The following is a 17,399-nucleotide window of genomic DNA, read 5'->3' on the forward strand; positions in this document are numbered from 1 at the left end:
AAGACCCCCATCTACCGCAGCTGCAGTGGATGGGGGTCTTTTCATTGCCATAAGAATGAGAAAGAATTATTGCTGTCTCCGGTAATCATAATCCGTTACTGCTTTTGTTTACTGCTTCATCTGCGGCATCGGCATCAGGAGCAGGTTAATCGGCAGGTTGCTGCCCGGCGCCGCCGTGTACCAAATTTCTACGCTTTGCTCATAGTTTCCGGTACGGTACAGAACGCTCGTTTCGTTCGGGGCGTTGACATCCTGGGTGTTGTTCGCTGCCTGCACCTGCTGGCCGTTCACCAGAAAAATGCCGTTGTATACGCCGCCGCGAGGGTTAAGCGTAATCAGCGTATTCGGAGCGACGTGGTTCAGCTTGATTTTGTACAATACACCAAAGTTGCCTGCATTCGAAGCTTCGGTTCCATAGATTCCGTCCAGTCCCTTCAGGTTCGGATCGATGTTATTGTCGCCGAGAACGATACGTGTCTCGGTGCTGCCAAGCACTTCGTCGGTCGACATGTTCACGACGGAATTCGGATACGTGCCCCGGTTGTGTACGTCGCGGTCAAGGGCCGGAAGGAATGGCAGCGACTGCAGCGGATCCTTCGTTGCGTCGAGCATAATGACGCTGTATTTTACCGGATAGTTGCTGAATGCGTCCGCCAGAACGGAAATGCCTTCACCCGGTTTCATTTTAATGTTGTTGATATTCGTCATAATGACCTTGCTCTCGCCAGGGGCGAGGGTGATATCCTGACGGCCCGAACCGCTCGTCATGGAATCAAAGTAGCGCATCACGGATGCTCTGCCGTGGCCCGTCGCATACGGGCTAGGTCCCCCCATGCCGAAGTTCTGGATGTTGATCGTGCTGCTCATATCCAGCATCGTGTTGGTGGCGATGACGTAAACCTGCATGTTTTTATTCGTAGCATTGACATGGTGGAGCATAAACCGGGTGCTTCCGAGCGCCGTTTCCTGATACAGGAGGCCTTCGGAATATACCGTCTCCGGACTGTTGCTGCGGATCAGCGTGGCTGGATCGGAAGTTGTCGTAAAGGTCGCCGTTTTCCAGCTAGGCACTGATCCGCCGTTGAACGTAAATTTGTCTCCCACCGGCGTAAAGAGCTTGTTGAACTCGTCTTCGGTGTACAACGTTTCGTTCGTAATGACAACGGTCTTCTGAAACTCGCTTATCGCTCCGTGTTTGTCCGTTACTTTGAGCCGGATTGTCTGCGGTCCAGGCTGGAAGAACGCCTTGCGGTCGTTCAGCCATTCGCGGCTGACGATCGCGTCTTCATCATCCGTACTCTGATCGGTAATGGTGATCAATTCACCCATTTTGTATTGTTCTTTGTCGGTTGTAAAACTAGCCACCGGCGGCTCGTTCGGCTTGAGCACGTTCACCGTGATGCTGTACGGATCACTCCACTGTCCGCTGGAATCCTGAACATAGTGGGTCACTGTATGCAGTCCGGGTTCTTGGAAAATGTCCTCTTTCCCTTCCCAGCGCTCGTCAACAATTGGCAGTCCGCTTGGAGAGGTCGCTTGGGAAATGTAGTTCACCGTCGTCTCACCTGCAAAAATTTCAGTTGGGCCAACGCTGAACGTGGCTACCGGCTTCGTCGACAGGTTCAAAATGACGCGCTTTCCGGGCTGGTCGACCGTGTAAGGAATGCCAAGCGCCTGCGTGATCGACGTGAGCGGAACCATAAACGTATTTTTGTACTGATACGCAGGGCCCTTCATCGGTTTCGCCACTCCGTTGACGCGGTAGCTGCTGCTGTTCGTTTTGAACCGGAGCTCGTTGTTATCTTTAATAATAATCGTTTCTTTCGTCTTGGCGTCATACGTCAGCTTCAGACCGACGCGCTCCACCATGGCGCGGATCGCCACGTAAGATACACCGTTCTTGACGGCCATTGGCTGGCCGGCCAAGTACAGTTTGCCGTCCTGGTACATTTTGTTGCTGTTCATCATGAGGATCAGCTGGCCGGCCTGACCGGTTGTCGAGCTTCCCGTCGCCGTAATTCCCTGCGGATCGGTGGTTGTTGTGGTGCCGCCTGCCGTCCCTTCGGACTGTCCTTCGTTTCCTTGCGTGCCGGCATTTTGGCCGTCCGCCGCTTGGCCACCGTCATTCGTGTTCCCGGTGCTGCCGTCGGTTTGACCGGAAGTGCTTGTTCCGTCTGTCGTGCCGCCGTTCTGCACAGCGCCTTGCCCGGTGTTACTTGTGTTTCCGGTCGTTCCTGCGGTTCCCGAGCCTGTGGAGTCTTGGCCGGAAGTTGTCGTAGTGGTGCTTGTACCGCTTTCCGTTCCCGTCGTGCCGTTCGTTCCCCCTGCATTTCCGGTTGTACCTGTCGTGCTGGACGTGCCTGCAGTTCCTGTTGTTCCGTTCGTGCTTGCAGCGCCCGAATTGCTGGAATTGCCAGTATTGGTCGTGCTGCTCGTGATGTTATTGGTGACTGCGCTTGCCGCTGCATTGTCTACACCTTGGACCGTCCCCGCATTTTGCTGGACCTGTACCGCGGTTTCCGCGCCGGCCGGCAAGACCAGAGCGGTTTGTGATGCAGCTAACACTGCAATCATGGTCAATTTCTTGAAATTCATCTCCAGACTCCTTCTGCTCCCATTTTTAAATCACGTTCTGTTCTAACGAGCCTCCTGACCCCATACAAAAAAAGAGGCTGACGCTAGTTCCCCCCGACATCAGATCCATCAAGCTTATTTTTTTCTGATATCATTGAAAAGACATAGTATTAGACGCTTCATTCCCTGAAAAGTTGCTCTCGATTTTACAGATCTCCAAAAGAAAAAAGGAAGGATATCCCAAATGGGCATCCAACCTTTGGTAAATCTATACCGCATGCCTTTTTCTTGCGGATTATCCCGTTCACTAGGACGCCGTGGTTTGACTGCCAAGGCTAACCGGCAGCGTCCCTCCGGCCTTAGCATGCCCCGTTAGAATGGAAGCCAGCCCTTCCATAAAATAAGGCGTATTTTCGTAGCAGCACAGGTATGCCGGCGAGGCCGGTACCGCTGCCAGATCGTACGGGTTGCGTGTGGAGGCCACCACGAGCCGCTGCGGCTGAAGCGCGATCAGCCCTTCGACGAGCTTGCGCTGACCTGCAGGAAGCTCGCTGCCGGCCGTGTATGTAGCGACGACGACCTGACGATATCCTTTGGCGGCGGCCAGCACCTGTTCAACCTCGTGCAGGTCCGGCTCCGCGCTGATCGTCAGCTCATTTACGTCCTGTATGTATTCCGACAGCGCCTGCCCGAGGGTCTTCGCTTCCGTCCATGGCTCATCCACCTGTGTTTCCGAGCGGAGCTCCGGCCACACGACAAGGACCGGCTCGTCTTCCTGAAGCGGCAGCTGACCATCGTCTTTGACGAGCGTAATGCTGCCCGCTGCCACTTCCCTCAGCAGCCGCTCGGTTTCCGGCTTTTCGTGCCGTTCAAGGAAGGCTGGCGCGCTTTCCTGGGTACCCGAAGGCTGCAGCCGCTTCTCCTTCAGTTTCAGAACCCGGCTCACCGCAGCGTCAATAACGCTCTCCGGAATTCTTCCGCTGCGCACAGCCGCCGTGACCGCTTCAACCGCTTCGATTTGATCCTGAAGCGTATGGCTGACCAAGACGATGTCCGCTCCCGCTTCCACGGCAAGCACCGCGCCTTCGCCCACGCCAAAATGCTTGGCAATCGCGTGCATTTCCAGGCAGTCGGTCACGATGACGCCCTCGTAACCGAGCTGGTCGCGGAGCAAACCGGTGAGCACTGCTTTGGACAACGTCGCCGGAACCGCCTCCTTCTCGATGGCCGGGAAGACGACATGTGCCGTCATAATGACGTCCACCCCGTCCCGAATCGCCCGGACGAACGGCTTCAGCTCCACCTCGCGCAGCCGCTCCATGCCGTGCTCTACCGATGCCAACCCCAGATGGCTGTCGACGCTGGTATCGCCATGCCCCGGAAAATGCTTCGCTGCCGCCGATACGCCGTGCTCCTGGTACGCCCGAATGGCGGCCGAGCCGTGCTCAGCCACCTGCTCCGGATCTTCGCCGAACGATCGGACGCCGATGACCGGATTCCGCGGGTTGTTGTTCACGTCAAGCACAGGCGCGAAGTTCATATTGATCCCAAGCGCATGCAGCTCCTGGGCACTTATAGCGGACACCCGGTAGGTAAAATCCGGGTTTCCCGTCGCCCCAAGTGACATGTTTCCCGGAATGCGGCTCACCCTGCGATGGTCGATGCGGGCCACCATGCCGCCTTCCTGGTCGATGGCGATCCACAGCGGCAGCTTCCCCTGCTTCGCGGCCATCTCCTGCAGGGAGGAAGACATCGAGGCCACCTGTTCCGGCTCGCCGATGTTCCGGCGGAAATAGATGACGCCGCCTACATGGTATTCTTCGATCAGACGGCGGATTTGCTCATCCGGCTCCTGCGCGTGGAACCCGCAGATGAACATTTGCCCGATTTTTTGCTCAAGCGTTAGATCCGATACTAACATGACATGCCCACTCCCTATTCATATATTGCTCCGCCGATCCGTCCGCTACCCCGCCGTTCTTCCCTTCGTCTGGTCACGGAATTCGGACGGTGTCAGCCCGGTATGACGCTGGAACACTTTGGTAAAGTACCTCCGCTCCTGGTAGCCGATGCTGCTGCCGATTTGCGTGATGCTTTTGTCGCTGTGGGTAAGCAAATATTTAGCGGTTTCGATCCGTTTCCCTGTCAAATATTCGACAAAGGTGACGCCGAGATGATTTTTGAACAGCAGGCAAAAATAGCTGCAGCTGATGCCCAGGTGTCCCGCCAGCTCCTCGATGCCCAGATCGCTGCCCAGCCGCTCGCCGATATAAAGAATCGCTTCCGACATTAGCTGCTGCGGGGTCTTTCTTGCCCCGCTGTCGCTGTTGTCCTCCTCTATCCGGGCAACGGTCACCTGGAACGGATCGCTCCGCCGTTTCCGGAGAATATCCTCACGGGCGGAGCGAATCGTATTCTCCAGCTCCTTGTAATGGATCGGCTTGCAGATGTACTCCCTGACATTATACTTGATCGCCTGCCGGGCATACTCAAATTCCTGATATCCCGTTAGCAGAATGATTTCGGCGGCAGATCCGCCTTTGCGCAGCTCGCCGATCAGGGTCAGGCCGTCCATCACCGGCATGCGAATGTCGCACAGCACGATATCGGGGGTATGGAGACCGCAAATGTCCAACGCCTCCTGTCCGCTCCGGGCGGTATAGACCTGCATCTGCATGTCGTTCCACGGAATAACGCTTTTCAGATTGTTCAGAATCGGGGCTTCATCATCAACCAGCAGCACGTTCAGAATCATCCATGTCCCTCCACTCGTTGTCTGGTATGATACATTGGATTATCGTTCCGGTGGTCCCGGACGAACAAATGAACAACCCGTATACATCGCCGTAGTGAATCCGGATGCGGTCGGCAACGCTGCGTACGCCGAGTCCCCTCCGCTCGTGGTTCACCTGCATATCCTTCGCTTCCGGCGGTTCCCCGCCATCGCTCTTCATGTATTCAAAAGCCGCCAGCTGCCGCGGACTGATGCCGATGCCGTTGTCCTGTACCTGCAGTACGAGCCGGCCGCGCTCTTTCCAGCAGGACACATAAATCATGCCCTTATAGCCGATCCCTTCAAAGCCGTGCTGGATGCAGTTCTCGACGAGCGGCTGCAGGGTCAGCTTCAGCACGCTGCGGCTCCGCAGCTCCGGCGGAATATCGATCTCATATTCAAACAAATCCTGAAACCTGAATTTCTGGATTTCCAAATAGCTCTGCAAATGCTCGATTTCCTGGCCAAGCGTAATCTCCTCATTGTCCTGGATGCTGATCCGCAAAATGTTGCCAAGCCGGTGCACCATTTCGCTGACCTTCTCCCCTTCGTTCTGAACCGCAAGGACATTGATCGACTCGAGCGTATTGAACAGAAAATGCGGCTTGATCTGGGCCTGGAGCACCCGCAGCTCTGCCTTCGCCTTCTGCTTCTGCTCCTTCTGGATCTGTTGGAACAGGCCGTTGACCCGTTCAACCAGATCGTTAAAGCCCTTCGCCAGAATATGCAGCTCGTCTTTGCCCCGGTGATGCACCTGGACATTGAAGTCCCCGCCTTCCACTTTACGCATGAAGCGGACGATGACCGCGATCGAGCCGGTAATCCGGTTCATGAAGACCATGTTGAAGGTCACCGCCGCCAAAAGGCAGACGAGCGTAATGCCGATAAACCATTTGGCAAAGACCAGCGTTTCCTGTGACAGGGAGCTCCACGAAGTGACGGAAACGAGACTCCAATTGTATTCTTTCATATGATAAATCGAAACGATGCTTTTTTCCCCGTTAAACGCCGTCTTGAAGCTCTGAAAATCACCGCCGAACTTGACGTCCCTCTTCATCACGGACTGGATTGGCTGGCCGTCCAGCATTTTATTCGGATCATACAGAATAAGTCCTTTATCGTTCACGAGCATAAAATCGGTGGACTGCATATCGCGGTTTAAAGACAGGTTGCGGAAGATCAGCTCGATATCCCAGTTTTTGATTTGGGTCACCAAAATCCCGATATTTTTAAAATAGCTCAGCTCCTTGATGAGCCGAATTTGTGTAAACACCGGGTCGGATCCGGTGATTTCCGGGTATTCATGCGGTCCGAGCCATTTGGGGACCCCATTCAGGGCCATAACTTCTTGATATAACGGATGGGCTTTAAACTCTTCGAATGACAGCGTATTAAAGTCTTCCTTGGTGAAAATGGAGACCGTGCTCGACGGCCCGCTGCCCTGCAGGTTGTACAGATAGGCATAACTGATGGCAGGATGGTTGTACAGCAGGCTCCGGAAGTTGCGCTGGCTGTTGTTCAGGTTCAGCTGCTCGGCATCGTTCAAATCCTGTTTGGTCGGGTCCTTGGCGATGAGCGCCATATGAAACACCGAGGTCGCGATGCCGTTATCCGTCACGTTGTCCATCTGCTTCAGCACGCTGTTGATGCTGTAGCTGATCGCTTTAAGGGAATATTCCGTCTGCCTGCTGTATTTGGTCTCAATCGAATGAGAGGTCACCATAAAGGTGACGACGCCCAGCACGCACAGCGGAACGATGATCAGTGTAACAAATGCCGTAAACAATTTTACCCGCAAATTCATTGGCATTCATCCGTTTCTTCGCATGTTATCCCTTAACACTGCCTGCTGTAACGCCTTCAATGATTTTCTCCTGAAGGATCGCGTAAATCACGATGACCGGTACGACGCTGTAGACGATGCCGGCTGACATCTGCGCGTAATTCATCTGGTATTGATCCCGGAACTGCACCATCCCGACCGGAAGGGTCCGCAGCGAATCATTGGAGAGGAAGTAGTTGGCTAGCAAAAATTCGTTCCAGTTGCCGAGGAAGTTCACGATAAACACCGTAACCATGGCCGGAACCGTCAGGGGTACGACAATTCTAGCAAATATACCCTGGGCTTTCAACCCGTCCATGACGGCTGCTTCCTCGATTTCGCCGGGCAGGGACCGCATGAACGCCGCCAGAATGATGACCGAGAACGGGAGCGCATTGGCGATGTAAGGAATGATGAGCGCCAGATGCGTATCCAGGATCCCAAGCTTGCGTACGAGCAGATAAATCGGGAGCATGAGCGCGTTGTTCGGGATGAGCATGCCGACCAGGATCAGGCCGGACAGCAGCGCGCTGATTTTGAAATGCCGCATGCGGGTGATCGCAAACGCAAACATCGCGGCGATCAGGATCGATACGACGGCCGACAGAATCGAGATATACAGACTGTTGAAAAAATAGGTGCTGATCTTGGCGTTGACCCATGCCTCCACGTAATTACCTAGCGCAAACTGCTTTGGTATGCCGAACGGGTTCAGGGCGATCGCATTGTTATCCTTTTTGACCGAAGAGAAAAGCACGAACAGGAACGGGAAAAGAATAACCAATAAGTAGGCCATCAAGACGATGTGGGGCAGCAGTTTTTTGAGCCTGGTCATCAGTATTCAATCCTTTCGCTGCGCCTTGCAATCAACAGTTGGTACAGGGCGGTCAGTATTAATGTAAAGACGAAGATGAGAACGGAAATGCTGTTGCCGTACCCGTATTTGAAGTTGGTAATGGCATATTTGATCATGTAGGTGGCCATCACGTCGGTCGAACCCGCCGGTCCGCCCTTCGTCATGACGATGACGATGTCCGCGGCTTTCATCGCGCCGGCGATGGACAGCATAATGACGACGGAGATGATCGGCTTAATGAGCGGCAGCGTAATGGAGAACGCCCGCTGTACAGCCGTTGCCCCGTCGATGGCGGCGGCTTCGTCCAGCTCGCGGGGAATGGAAATAATGGCGGCGAGAACCATGACGATATAAAAGCCGGTCCACTGCCAGGCATTGGTAATCAGGATGGACAGCATCGCGTATTTTTCGTCGGACAGCCAATACAGCGGTTCGATGCCGAACACTTTCAAAATATTGTTCAGCAGCCCGATGTTCGGCTCATAAATAAATCCCCAGAGGATGCCGATCACGGCGGTGGACATAATCGAAGGCAAAAATACCGCCGTCTTGTACAGCCCCTTCAATTTTTTGACATGGGCGATCAGGAGCGAAAAAAAGACGATCAGCGGCACTTGGATTCCACAGGAAAACAAAATGAAATAGCCGTTGTTTCGGACTGCGGTCCAAAACCGCTTCTCCGTCAGCGCCTTCACGAAGTTGTCGAAGCCGATGAATTTCGGATCGCTGGATACGCCGTTCCAGCTCGTCAGGCTGTAACGGATCGAGCTTACAATCGGATACAGAAAAAACATGGCAAACAAAATCAAGCAGGGAAGAATAAACAGGACGTAGAGCGCAGGATTCTTCAATGCTTTGTTCATGGAGTTCCTCCCAACGCGGGCGCTTGGTCGTCCGCCCGAAAAAATGTCATGCTCCCTCAGACTTGAGGGGGTTGAGTAAAAAACAGGTGCCCCGGTTTAACCCGAGGCACACCGCATCAGCTGCCGTTATTCTTCCAGTGAATTCGCTTCCTCTTGTGCCTTCTGGAGCGCTTCGCCCATCTTCTCAGGCGTCGTCTGGTTGCCGATCAGCTTTTGAATCTGAATGTTGCTGATTTCCGTCGTCACGTCAGCCTGTACGAGCGAGTCGAATGCCGGGAAGGAGGATTGGGCCGAGTTCAGCACGTCGACGATTTGCTTCATCAGATCGTCAGTAATGCTCGACTCCAGCACAGATGCGTCCAGCTTCATGGCCGGCAGGACCCCGTCTTCCACCAAACCGCGGATCTGCATTTCCTCATTAAACAGGTTCTTGATAAACGCTTTCACTGCTTCCAGCTTGCGCGGATCCTTGGCGACCGCGGACGAGAAGCCGTAGCCGTTGTTGACGTCGCGCATCAGCGCCGTCTGATCGCCTACACCGCCGTCCACCGGCGGAAGGTTGAAGAAGCCGACTTTACCGATCATGCCTTCGCCGGATTCCCCTTGCTTGAACACCGAAGACTTCCAGGTTCCGTCATACATCAAAATGGCTTCCCCGCTCGTAAATTGGGTCGTGTACTCAGCGTATTCAAAGCCCAGCTCGCCCTTTTTGAAATAGCCCTTGTCGACCCATTCCTTATGCTTCGCAAACGCCTTGACCATGTTCGGATCGTTCCATTTGGCTTCGCCGGTAGCGAATTTATTCGTAATGTCCGGTCCCGCGTAGCGCGACCACAGATGGTTAGTCAGCATCAGCGGCACCCAGCCTGCCTTGGAAGCTGCCGCCATAGGCACCTTGCCGTCGGCCTTGATCGCGGCCAGCTGCTCTTCCAGCTCGGCGAACGTTTTAGGCGGCGCCCAGCCCTTTTTATCGTAATACTCCTTGTTGTAGAAGAAGCCTTCGCCGGATCCGCCGATCGGCAGCCCGTAGACCTTACCTTCGTAAGTGAACGGCTCGAGCGAGCTGAACTTATCCTTGATCCCCAGCTCCTCAATGATCGGCGTCAAATCAAGCAGCTTGCCCTCCTTGGCGTACACTTTGGAATCGGGGCTGCCGAACAGGTCGAAAATATCCGGCGGGTTGCCTGCCGCCATTTCGCCGCGCAGCTTCTCTTTCCGGTTGACGTCGGATTCCACGCCATCCAGCTTGAACGTTAACCCTTCGATTTCGCCCTCCGTCTTTTTCACGACGTCCTGCAAAATGGCAAAACGCTTCTCTTTGTCCTGGCCAACCTGCGTATGTCTCAGTGTCAGCTCGAACGGTTCGGCCTTTTGCGCTTCCTCCGTCTTCGGCTCCGTTCCCGATGAACCCCCGCCCGTCTCTCCGGCCGATTTGTTATCGCTTCCACAACCGGATAACGCGAGCGACGCCGCAAAACATAACGAGATCAGCAGCATCAAACTTCTTTTCATCTTCATCTGGTTAGCCCCCCTTAGCAATCTGGTTTACATCCTTAATTATAAGAAGCGGCCGCCAGATCCGTAAGGAGAATATTCCGCTAATGCAGGGGGAAAATCCTCTACACCAAGTGAAAATAATCACATTGTTAGAAATTTGACACTTTTCGCCCGCCCGGCGCGCACTCAGCCGCTCGTATTCCCGCTATAATATGGATAAAGGCAATCACATTACAGCAAGCCAAAAAGGGGAAATGAACGATGAGCACACTGCCTGCACTCGAGGACACGGTACGGAATACATGCTGCTTCTCGGACGCCAATTTCACACGGATGCTTTCCATGATGACGGAAATAAAGATGCCTGCGGGTTCCCACCTGTTCTGGGAAGGGGATGCTGCCGACAGATTTTACTATATCTACAGCGGATGCGTTAAATTAAGCAAATCCTCGGTCGAAGGGAAAGAGCTTATCGTCTATATGTATACAAGCGGCGATATCGTCGGCCAGGCCGACCCGATCGGCAGCCGTACGCACAGCTATACCGCCGAGGTGCTTGAGGACAGCGTCGTCGGCGTGATCGACCAGCAGGATATGGAATTCCTCATTTGCCAGGACGGATCTTTTGCGATGGACTTTATGAAATGGATGGGCAACCATCACCGCCTCACGCAGACCAAGTTCCGGGATCTCATGATGTACGGCAAGCCCGGCGCGCTCTGTTCGACACTGATCCGGCTCGGCAATACGTACGGAGAACATACCGGTGGACGTATCATCATCCATAAAAAGCTTACCAACACGGATCTTTCGAACCTGATCGGAGCTACGCGCGAAAGCGTCAACCGGATGCTGGGCGACCTCCGCAAATGCGGTGCGGTGGACATTGTGGACGGCCTGATTGTCATTAACGACATTTCTCATCTGCAGGGCATCTGTCACTGTGAGCATTGCCCGAAGGAAATATGCCGGATTTAAGAGAAATCATCACTACCCTCTGCGTGCAGCGCAGGGGGTATTTCATGAGCTAAAAGGACTGTATCTCTTCGATTCCTCTCTACCACCCTCTAATTTTTCTCTTTTCACCCTTCCAAATACCTATATTCATTAAAGCGCTTTCTTCATATACTATTAAATGATTCTTAAGACCTATATATAATGCGGAATAAAGAACCGATCAATTGGATAGCACCTATTTCCAAGGACTCATCCACTACGCAGATCTACCTATCGTGACGTGGGCCTGCTATCAGACTACAGATCCTTGTAAGGAGGACTGAGATCCGCCAAAACCAGGAACATCATATGTATTACCCGCTGCCAGATCTGGTCATAAGGAATCGTATTTGTCGTGAAAGAGGGTCCATTGAATCAGGTAGTACCGCATATCACATAAAGGAGTGTACGATTGTCATGTCAAGTAAATATTCATTGCGTTCAGGATGGATTGCTGCCTTCGTTGTATTATGGTTTGCCGCGGGTCTCTTCCCCGGAAATGAGGCTAAAGCGGAAGGTTACACCAAAGCCACCTGGCTGTGGAACACGGTGCTGATCAAGACGGAAGCCAAGGAGATGCTGAAATTTTCGGCCGATCACGGCGTCCGGACGATTTATCTCCAGACCAACAGCGATATTCCTGCTTCCTACTATAAGAGCTTCATCAAACAGGCCGGAGCTTTGGATATCCGGGTCGATGCGCTCAGCGGCGCCCCGTCCTGGGGACTTACGTCGGAACGTTACAAAATCACAAGCTTCCTCGATTGGGTGAAGGCGTACCAGAACGGCGCTGCAGAGGACGAGAAGTTCCAGGGCGTTCATGTCGACATCGAACCCCACGTGCTGCCTCAATGGAAGACGGACCAGACCTCAGTCATCCGCCAATGGCAGGAAAACGTCCAGTATTTAACCGATAATGTGCGTGAAATGAATCTTCCAGTTGCCGCCGATATTCCGTTTTGGCTCTGCAACTATACGACAGCGGACGGAACAAGCACGCTGAGCCGCTTCATGATCAGTCAATATGACGCCGTTGCGATCATGTCCTACCGGGATACCGCCGACGGCATCTACAGCACCGCCAAGCGCGAACTGGAAGAGGCGAACTATCTCGGCAAGCCGGCCTTTGCTTCTGTCGAAACGAAGCCGAGCAGCGAAGGCGAATTTATTACCTTCTATGAGGAAGGAAAAGCTTATATGGACTCCCAGCTGGGCAAGCTGCAGCAATTGGCGCAGGTCAACACCTCATTCGCAGGGGTGTCCGTCCACGACCTCGACGGCTGGAGATCGCTTATAGACTAATCCGAACCGCAGAAAAGCCCCTGAGTGCCTGAATTAACGGCGCCCGGGGGCTTTGTCTTTTATTTATGCGACCGGATCGATCTGTACGGCAGCCTGCTTGCCGCTCACCTGGATGCCTGTTTTGGCGCGGCCCCACTCCTTTAATTCCCGAACCAGGTCCTCCAGCAGGACCTTGGCGGCGGCGCCCTCCTTGCCCTGCACCCGGACCACCAGCATGACGGCATTTCCCGCTTGTAATATTCGCGCGGCCTGCTGCTTCTTCGTGTCCAGATCGTGCTCCTCGATGTTCGGGGTCAGCCGGATCTCCTTCACCTTTACTACCCGGTCGGAAGATTTGGCTTTGGCTGCCTGGGCTTCCTTCTTGGCGTCGGCGGCAGCCACCAGCCGGCACGGCGGCGGACTGCTCATCAGCGACGTGCAGACGAGGTCTACTTTCAGCTTGCGGGCCATGGCCAACGCTTCCCTGGTCGGGACGATTCCGATATCCTCGCCGTTCAAGCCGGTTAATTCCACCTCAGAAGCCTTGATCTTCTCATTCATCCACATAGGGGTACCCTTCCTTTTACACACGACATGTATCATTTATTCTGGATTTTCATTTCAAATTCGCTGTCAGCCCAATTCGTGCTTGTCCATTTGCTTCTATTGGGTTTGTCCATTATACGCTTGCCCGTTCCAGCCTGATTTCCACTTCATCCTGCGGCGTCAGCTTCATTTCCAAACCGCTGTCCACCAGTTCCTTCCCGTTCACCTTGACGACCCACTTCTCCACCGATTTGGGACTGTACCCCTGGACGGTGTCTACGTACATTTTATTGTCCGTCAGCTTCACGAAACCGCTGTGCGCCATAACGTCCCTGACGCTTTGATTATTGGTGTACGGAAATACATAAGAATGCGTCATATCAGGCTTCATGGACCCGCCGTCCAGCTTCAGCACGGTAAATTCGGGAGCCTTTGCATCTTTCCCGTCCTTTTTGGGATCAGCGTACTGAATGTTGATGGAAATTTCATCATGGTCCTGCAGGACGGTGTCGAGATTATCCTTGCCCAGCTTCTTGCCATTGATTTCAAATGCCCACTCAAATAAAGGATCCAGGGACACCTGGCTGATCGTCAGGACGCTTCCGTTGTCGCTGAAACCGACAATGCCGCTTCTCTTCAGCCCTTCCCGGACCGTCACGCCCTGCTGCAAATATTGCTGTAAATTTTGGATGACCGCCGGTGAGAAGAAGCCGTCTTTTTCCGAGAGAGAGACCTCCCCATTGACGTCATTCGAATAAACGTTGGCCGATGCCTCCTCCTGGTCGGCTTGTTTGCAGCCTGTCAGCAGCAGTGCTGCTATGATCAACATGATGAATGCAGCGTGTAAAACCGGCTTCCTCATCGAATAACCACCTTTGCTTCCGCAATCTCGCAGGACTCTTCCAAAACGCAAATAGAGCCCTCCCCTGAGGACTCTATTTTACCATATTCGAGCCGGGCCCGCATAATCCGCGCATTCCGGCAGATGTTTCCTATGAATCGATAAGAGGCTCCATGAACGTCCGAGTGCCGTCGGTATTTTTCAAATAAGGGCCCAAACCGAGAAAATTCGCCTGGTCCACGTATACGCCTGTCATCCACGTACCCTCCAGCACCTCTCCCCCAAACTGCAGCATCAGCGGCGGAGCTGAAATATATTCCTGGTAGATCGGAAATTTCGTGTTGTGTTTCTTGTAACTTTTGCCAAGCTGGATCAGAGGGGCTTCATGGACATAGGTAGGCACAAAATAAGTGGAGATGACCTCCAGTTCTTCTTCCGTGAAAAAAGGAGTGTCACCGAGAAAGGGGTGAAACATGGTGATTTCTTCGTACTGGGACCAAATGATGACCTGCAGCAGCATGCTCTGATACCGGCCGTTGTGAAAGATGTATTCATGCTTGGACGTTCCGTCCGAGGCATGATTCGCAACAAGGCTCTCGACATTATGCCGCTCACAGCCGATGCATTTCCAGCCCGTAGGACCTTGAATCCATTTTTGAAAAATCGTACTGCTCTTGTCTTTGTCTTCGTCGGCAGGTGACGCCTGAGCAGGCCTGTCTAAGGTCCAGCGTTTCCAAATCGATTCCGGCCAATACCGGCTAAGCATGCTGAGTGTCTTGTCGTAAATGCCCCGAACCTTGACCGAAGCGCTTTCAAGCTCGTGTACATCGTCCTTGCCGTACCCGATTCCCTGGGAGAATATGATCTTCCTCATCGTCATCCGCCTCCTTATACGCCGAAAAGGCAGTTTTTTACCAATTATACTACAGACTCCGTCATTTGGTGCAAGTCTTTTCCTATAATTAACAAAAACCCTCCTTAATGGAAGGAAGGTTTGTCGTTAACGGGTTTCCCGCAGAACCGTACCTTTCGGACGGTTTTACAGCTCAACCCACTGTTCTGCCCACTCTTGAACCTGCTCCATAACGGGACGCAGCGCTCGGCCTTTATCCGTCAGCTCATATTCGATACGGACAGGCGTTTCGGGATAAACGTGCCGAACCAGAATTCCTTCCGTTTCCAAGTCTTTCATGCGTTCGGACAGCATCTTATCGCTCATCGAAGGAATTAATTTCGATATATCCTTGAACCGTTTCGGACCATCCATCAGGGAAAAGACGATCAAGCCGTTCCAGCGTTTCCCTAATATGGAGAAAGCATTTTCGAATCGCGGACACATGTTAAATTGTTGTTGATTCATGATCTTCACCTCTTTACAGAATCCATGTAAACAGTTACGTCTCATGAACGCTTACATTAAGTTAGTATATTTCATTTTACCACATTTTTGCGCAAAATGAAACAAGACAACTGCTGGAAAGCTCCGCAAATGTTCTCTCCCTTTCAAAACGGGACTCCCGATTCCTTGCTGATCCCATGATCTACAGATCATCCGAAAATCATGCATGCTCTGCAAGCAAGCAAAAAAGCGGCGGTTGGACCGCCGCTTTAGGCTGATGCGCCTTGCGAAAACTTACAATACTGCCGCCGGCTTCAGTTCTCTGACCGGCTGCATGTTGCCGAATACCGGAGCCGGCGTTTGGAGAGGATACGCCCAATTGATCGCGTTGGCGATGACTTTCAGGATTTCCGGCTGGTAATAGGTCGGGAACGTCTCATGGCCTGGACGGAAATAGAAGATCTTCCCTTGGCCTCTGCGGAAAGTGCATCCGCTTCTGAACACTTCGCCACCTTCAAAATTACTGATAAACACGAGTTCATCCGGAGCCGGAATATCGAAAAATTCGCCGTACATTTCCTCATGCTCGAGGATAATTTTGGCGTCAATGCCCATGGAAATCGGATGGGACGGGTTCACGTTCCAAATGATTTCCTGCTCCCCTGCTTCTCTCCACTTGAGGTCGCAGGAGGTTCCCATCAACGCTTTAAACGGTTTGGAGAAATGGCCGGAGTGCAGCACGATGAGTCCCATGCCGCCTAGCACGCGTTTTACGACACGCGCCACCACTTCGTCGCTGACCTGGTCGTGGGCCATATGGCCCCACCATACGAGCACGTCCGTGGCATTCAGCACTTCTTCGGTCAATCCATGCTCCGGCTGGTCCAGCGTCGCCGTTGTAATCGCAAAGCCGTTCCCGTCCAGCCCTGCGGCCAGTGCGGCATGAATGCCTTCCGGATAGACTGCCTTCACTTCGTCGTGAATATTTTCATGAACGAATTCGTTCCAAATGGTTACATTAATCAATGGTTTATCCCCCTAGACCCACCACATCTCGCCGAGTGGCTCTTCAATAAGTACTTGCTGCAGGTTTTGAACGGCTTTGGAGAAGCCTTCTTCAACAGACATCAGGCCGTCTTCATGCTCGATGCTGACGACATAATCATAGCCGACGAGGCGCAGTGCGCTGATAATGTCAGCCCACGTTTTTACATCGTGTCCGTAGCCTACGCTGCGGAACTGCCAAGCGCGGTCCAGCATGTTCGTGTAGGACTGCATATCGGTCAGGCCGTATTTGTTAACATTGATCGGATCGATCACGGTATCCTTTGCATGGAAGTGATGGATCGCACCCTCACGGCCCAAAATGTGGATCGCCTGCACCGGATCGATGCCCTGCCACCACATGTGGCTCGGATCTAGGTTGGCGCCGATCGTTTCGCCGGCAGCTTCGCGCAGGCGGAGCAGTGTCGCAGGTGTATGCACCGAGAATCCGCCGTGGAGCTCAAGCGCGATTTTTACATTATGCTCTTTGGCAAACTTCGCTTGTTCGGTCCAGTAAGGGATAACTTTGTTCTCCCACTGCCATGCGAGCACTTCCTGATAATCGTTTGGCCAAGGCGCTACCGGCCAGTTCGGATATTTGGCATCCTCATGGTCGCCAGGGCATCCGGAGAACGTGGTGACCACTTCAACGCCCAATTTCTCAGCCAGCAGCACCGAGTTCACGAAATCCTCGTGGTCGGCCTGAGCCAGATGCTTCTGCGGATGCAGCGGGTTGCCGTGGCAGCTCAGCGAGCTGATCGTCAGGCCGCGGGACTCGATTGCGTCCTTGAATTGCTTCAATGCGGCTTCGTCCTTCAGCAGCTCCGCCGGCTTGCAGTGTGCGTTGCCGGGATTGCCCCCTGTTCCGATTTCAACAGCCTTCAATCCTTTGGAGACGACATAGTCCAAAGCGTCCTCCAGTTTGCGTCCACCAAACAATACCATAAATACTCCCAGTTTCAAGTGT

Annotated in this window: 15 protein-coding genes; 2 read left to right on the forward strand and 13 right to left on the reverse strand. The window is 53.3% G+C overall.

Going from position 1 to position 17,399, the window contains the following annotated elements:
* Positions 1-108 precede the first annotated feature (108 nt).
* The 7 genes from KI379_RS18550 to KI379_RS18580 form a co-directional block, all read right to left on the reverse strand.
* The gene (locus KI379_RS18550; RefSeq protein ID WP_212984390.1) at positions 109-2,595 is read right to left on the reverse strand and encodes a stalk domain-containing protein; all 2,487 of its coding nucleotides are present in this window, start codon (positions 2,593-2,595) and stop codon (positions 109-111) included.
* 286 nt (positions 2,596-2,881) lie between these two features.
* Positions 2,882-4,495 carry a beta-N-acetylhexosaminidase gene (nagZ, locus tag KI379_RS18555; RefSeq protein ID WP_212984391.1) on the reverse strand — a complete coding sequence of 538 codons (1,614 nt, stop codon included), beginning with the start codon at positions 4,493-4,495 and terminating at the stop codon, positions 2,882-2,884.
* A gap of 45 nt (positions 4,496-4,540) precedes the next feature.
* Positions 4,541-5,329 carry a response regulator transcription factor gene (locus tag KI379_RS18560; RefSeq protein WP_306433679.1) on the reverse strand — a complete coding sequence of 263 codons (789 nt, stop codon included), beginning with the start codon at positions 5,327-5,329 and terminating at the stop codon, positions 4,541-4,543.
* Positions 5,304-7,151, reverse strand: a complete 1,848-nt coding sequence (locus KI379_RS18565) for a cache domain-containing sensor histidine kinase (RefSeq protein WP_212984392.1) — start codon at positions 7,149-7,151, stop codon at positions 5,304-5,306. The genes KI379_RS18560 and KI379_RS18565 overlap by 26 nt, the downstream gene beginning before the upstream one ends.
* A 25-nt stretch (positions 7,152-7,176) precedes the next feature.
* The gene (locus KI379_RS18570; RefSeq protein WP_089548111.1) at positions 7,177-8,004 is read right to left on the reverse strand and encodes a carbohydrate ABC transporter permease; all 828 of its coding nucleotides are present in this window, start codon (positions 8,002-8,004) and stop codon (positions 7,177-7,179) included.
* The gene (locus tag KI379_RS18575; protein WP_076169984.1) at positions 8,004-8,888 is read right to left on the reverse strand and encodes a carbohydrate ABC transporter permease; all 885 of its coding nucleotides are present in this window, start codon (positions 8,886-8,888) and stop codon (positions 8,004-8,006) included. Before KI379_RS18575 ends, KI379_RS18570 begins: the two co-directional genes overlap by 1 nt.
* 126 nt (positions 8,889-9,014) lie before the next feature.
* A complete protein-coding gene (locus KI379_RS18580) occupies positions 9,015-10,400 on the reverse strand; it encodes an ABC transporter substrate-binding protein (protein ID WP_179232148.1) in 1,386 nt (461 codons plus the stop codon).
* A gap of 246 nt (positions 10,401-10,646) precedes the next feature.
* On the opposite strand from KI379_RS18580, the gene KI379_RS18585 reads away from it, so the two are divergent.
* A complete protein-coding gene (locus KI379_RS18585; protein ID WP_145131877.1) occupies positions 10,647-11,363 on the forward strand; it encodes a Crp/Fnr family transcriptional regulator in 717 nt (238 codons plus the stop codon).
* A 435-nt stretch (positions 11,364-11,798) separates the two neighbouring features.
* Complete coding sequence (locus tag KI379_RS18590; RefSeq protein WP_212984393.1) at positions 11,799-12,683, forward strand: hypothetical protein; 885 nt, start codon at positions 11,799-11,801, stop codon at positions 12,681-12,683.
* 63 nt (positions 12,684-12,746) lie between these two features.
* Here KI379_RS18590 and infC read toward each other — a convergent pair whose 3' ends face one another.
* The 6 genes from infC to KI379_RS18620 all read right to left on the reverse strand — a co-directional run bounded on the left by infC (position 12,747) and on the right by KI379_RS18620 (position 17,395).
* On the reverse strand, positions 12,747-13,229 hold the full coding sequence (infC, locus tag KI379_RS18595; protein ID WP_089548114.1) for a translation initiation factor IF-3: 483 nt from the start codon (positions 13,227-13,229) through the stop codon (positions 12,747-12,749).
* Between the two features lie 112 nt (positions 13,230-13,341).
* The gene (locus KI379_RS18600) at positions 13,342-14,070 is read right to left on the reverse strand and encodes a hypothetical protein (protein ID WP_076169979.1); all 729 of its coding nucleotides are present in this window, start codon (positions 14,068-14,070) and stop codon (positions 13,342-13,344) included.
* Positions 14,071-14,200: 130 nt separating this feature from the next.
* On the reverse strand, positions 14,201-14,923 hold the full coding sequence (locus KI379_RS18605) for a hypothetical protein (RefSeq protein WP_212984394.1): 723 nt from the start codon (positions 14,921-14,923) through the stop codon (positions 14,201-14,203).
* A gap of 165 nt (positions 14,924-15,088) precedes the next feature.
* Positions 15,089-15,409 carry a winged helix-turn-helix transcriptional regulator gene (locus KI379_RS18610; protein WP_076169977.1) on the reverse strand — a complete coding sequence of 107 codons (321 nt, stop codon included), beginning with the start codon at positions 15,407-15,409 and terminating at the stop codon, positions 15,089-15,091.
* 273 nt (positions 15,410-15,682) lie between these two features.
* Complete coding sequence (locus KI379_RS18615) at positions 15,683-16,414, reverse strand: ThuA domain-containing protein (RefSeq protein ID WP_076169976.1); 732 nt, start codon at positions 16,412-16,414, stop codon at positions 15,683-15,685.
* Positions 16,415-16,426: 12 nt separating this feature from the next.
* A complete protein-coding gene (locus KI379_RS18620; protein WP_089548117.1) occupies positions 16,427-17,395 on the reverse strand; it encodes a sugar phosphate isomerase/epimerase family protein in 969 nt (322 codons plus the stop codon).
* Positions 17,396-17,399: the final 4 nt, after the last annotated feature.

The sequence above is a fragment of the Paenibacillus cineris genome, assembly GCF_018333335.1.
Taxonomy (GTDB): Bacteria; Bacillota; Bacilli; order Paenibacillales; family Paenibacillaceae; genus Paenibacillus_AQ; species Paenibacillus_AQ favisporus.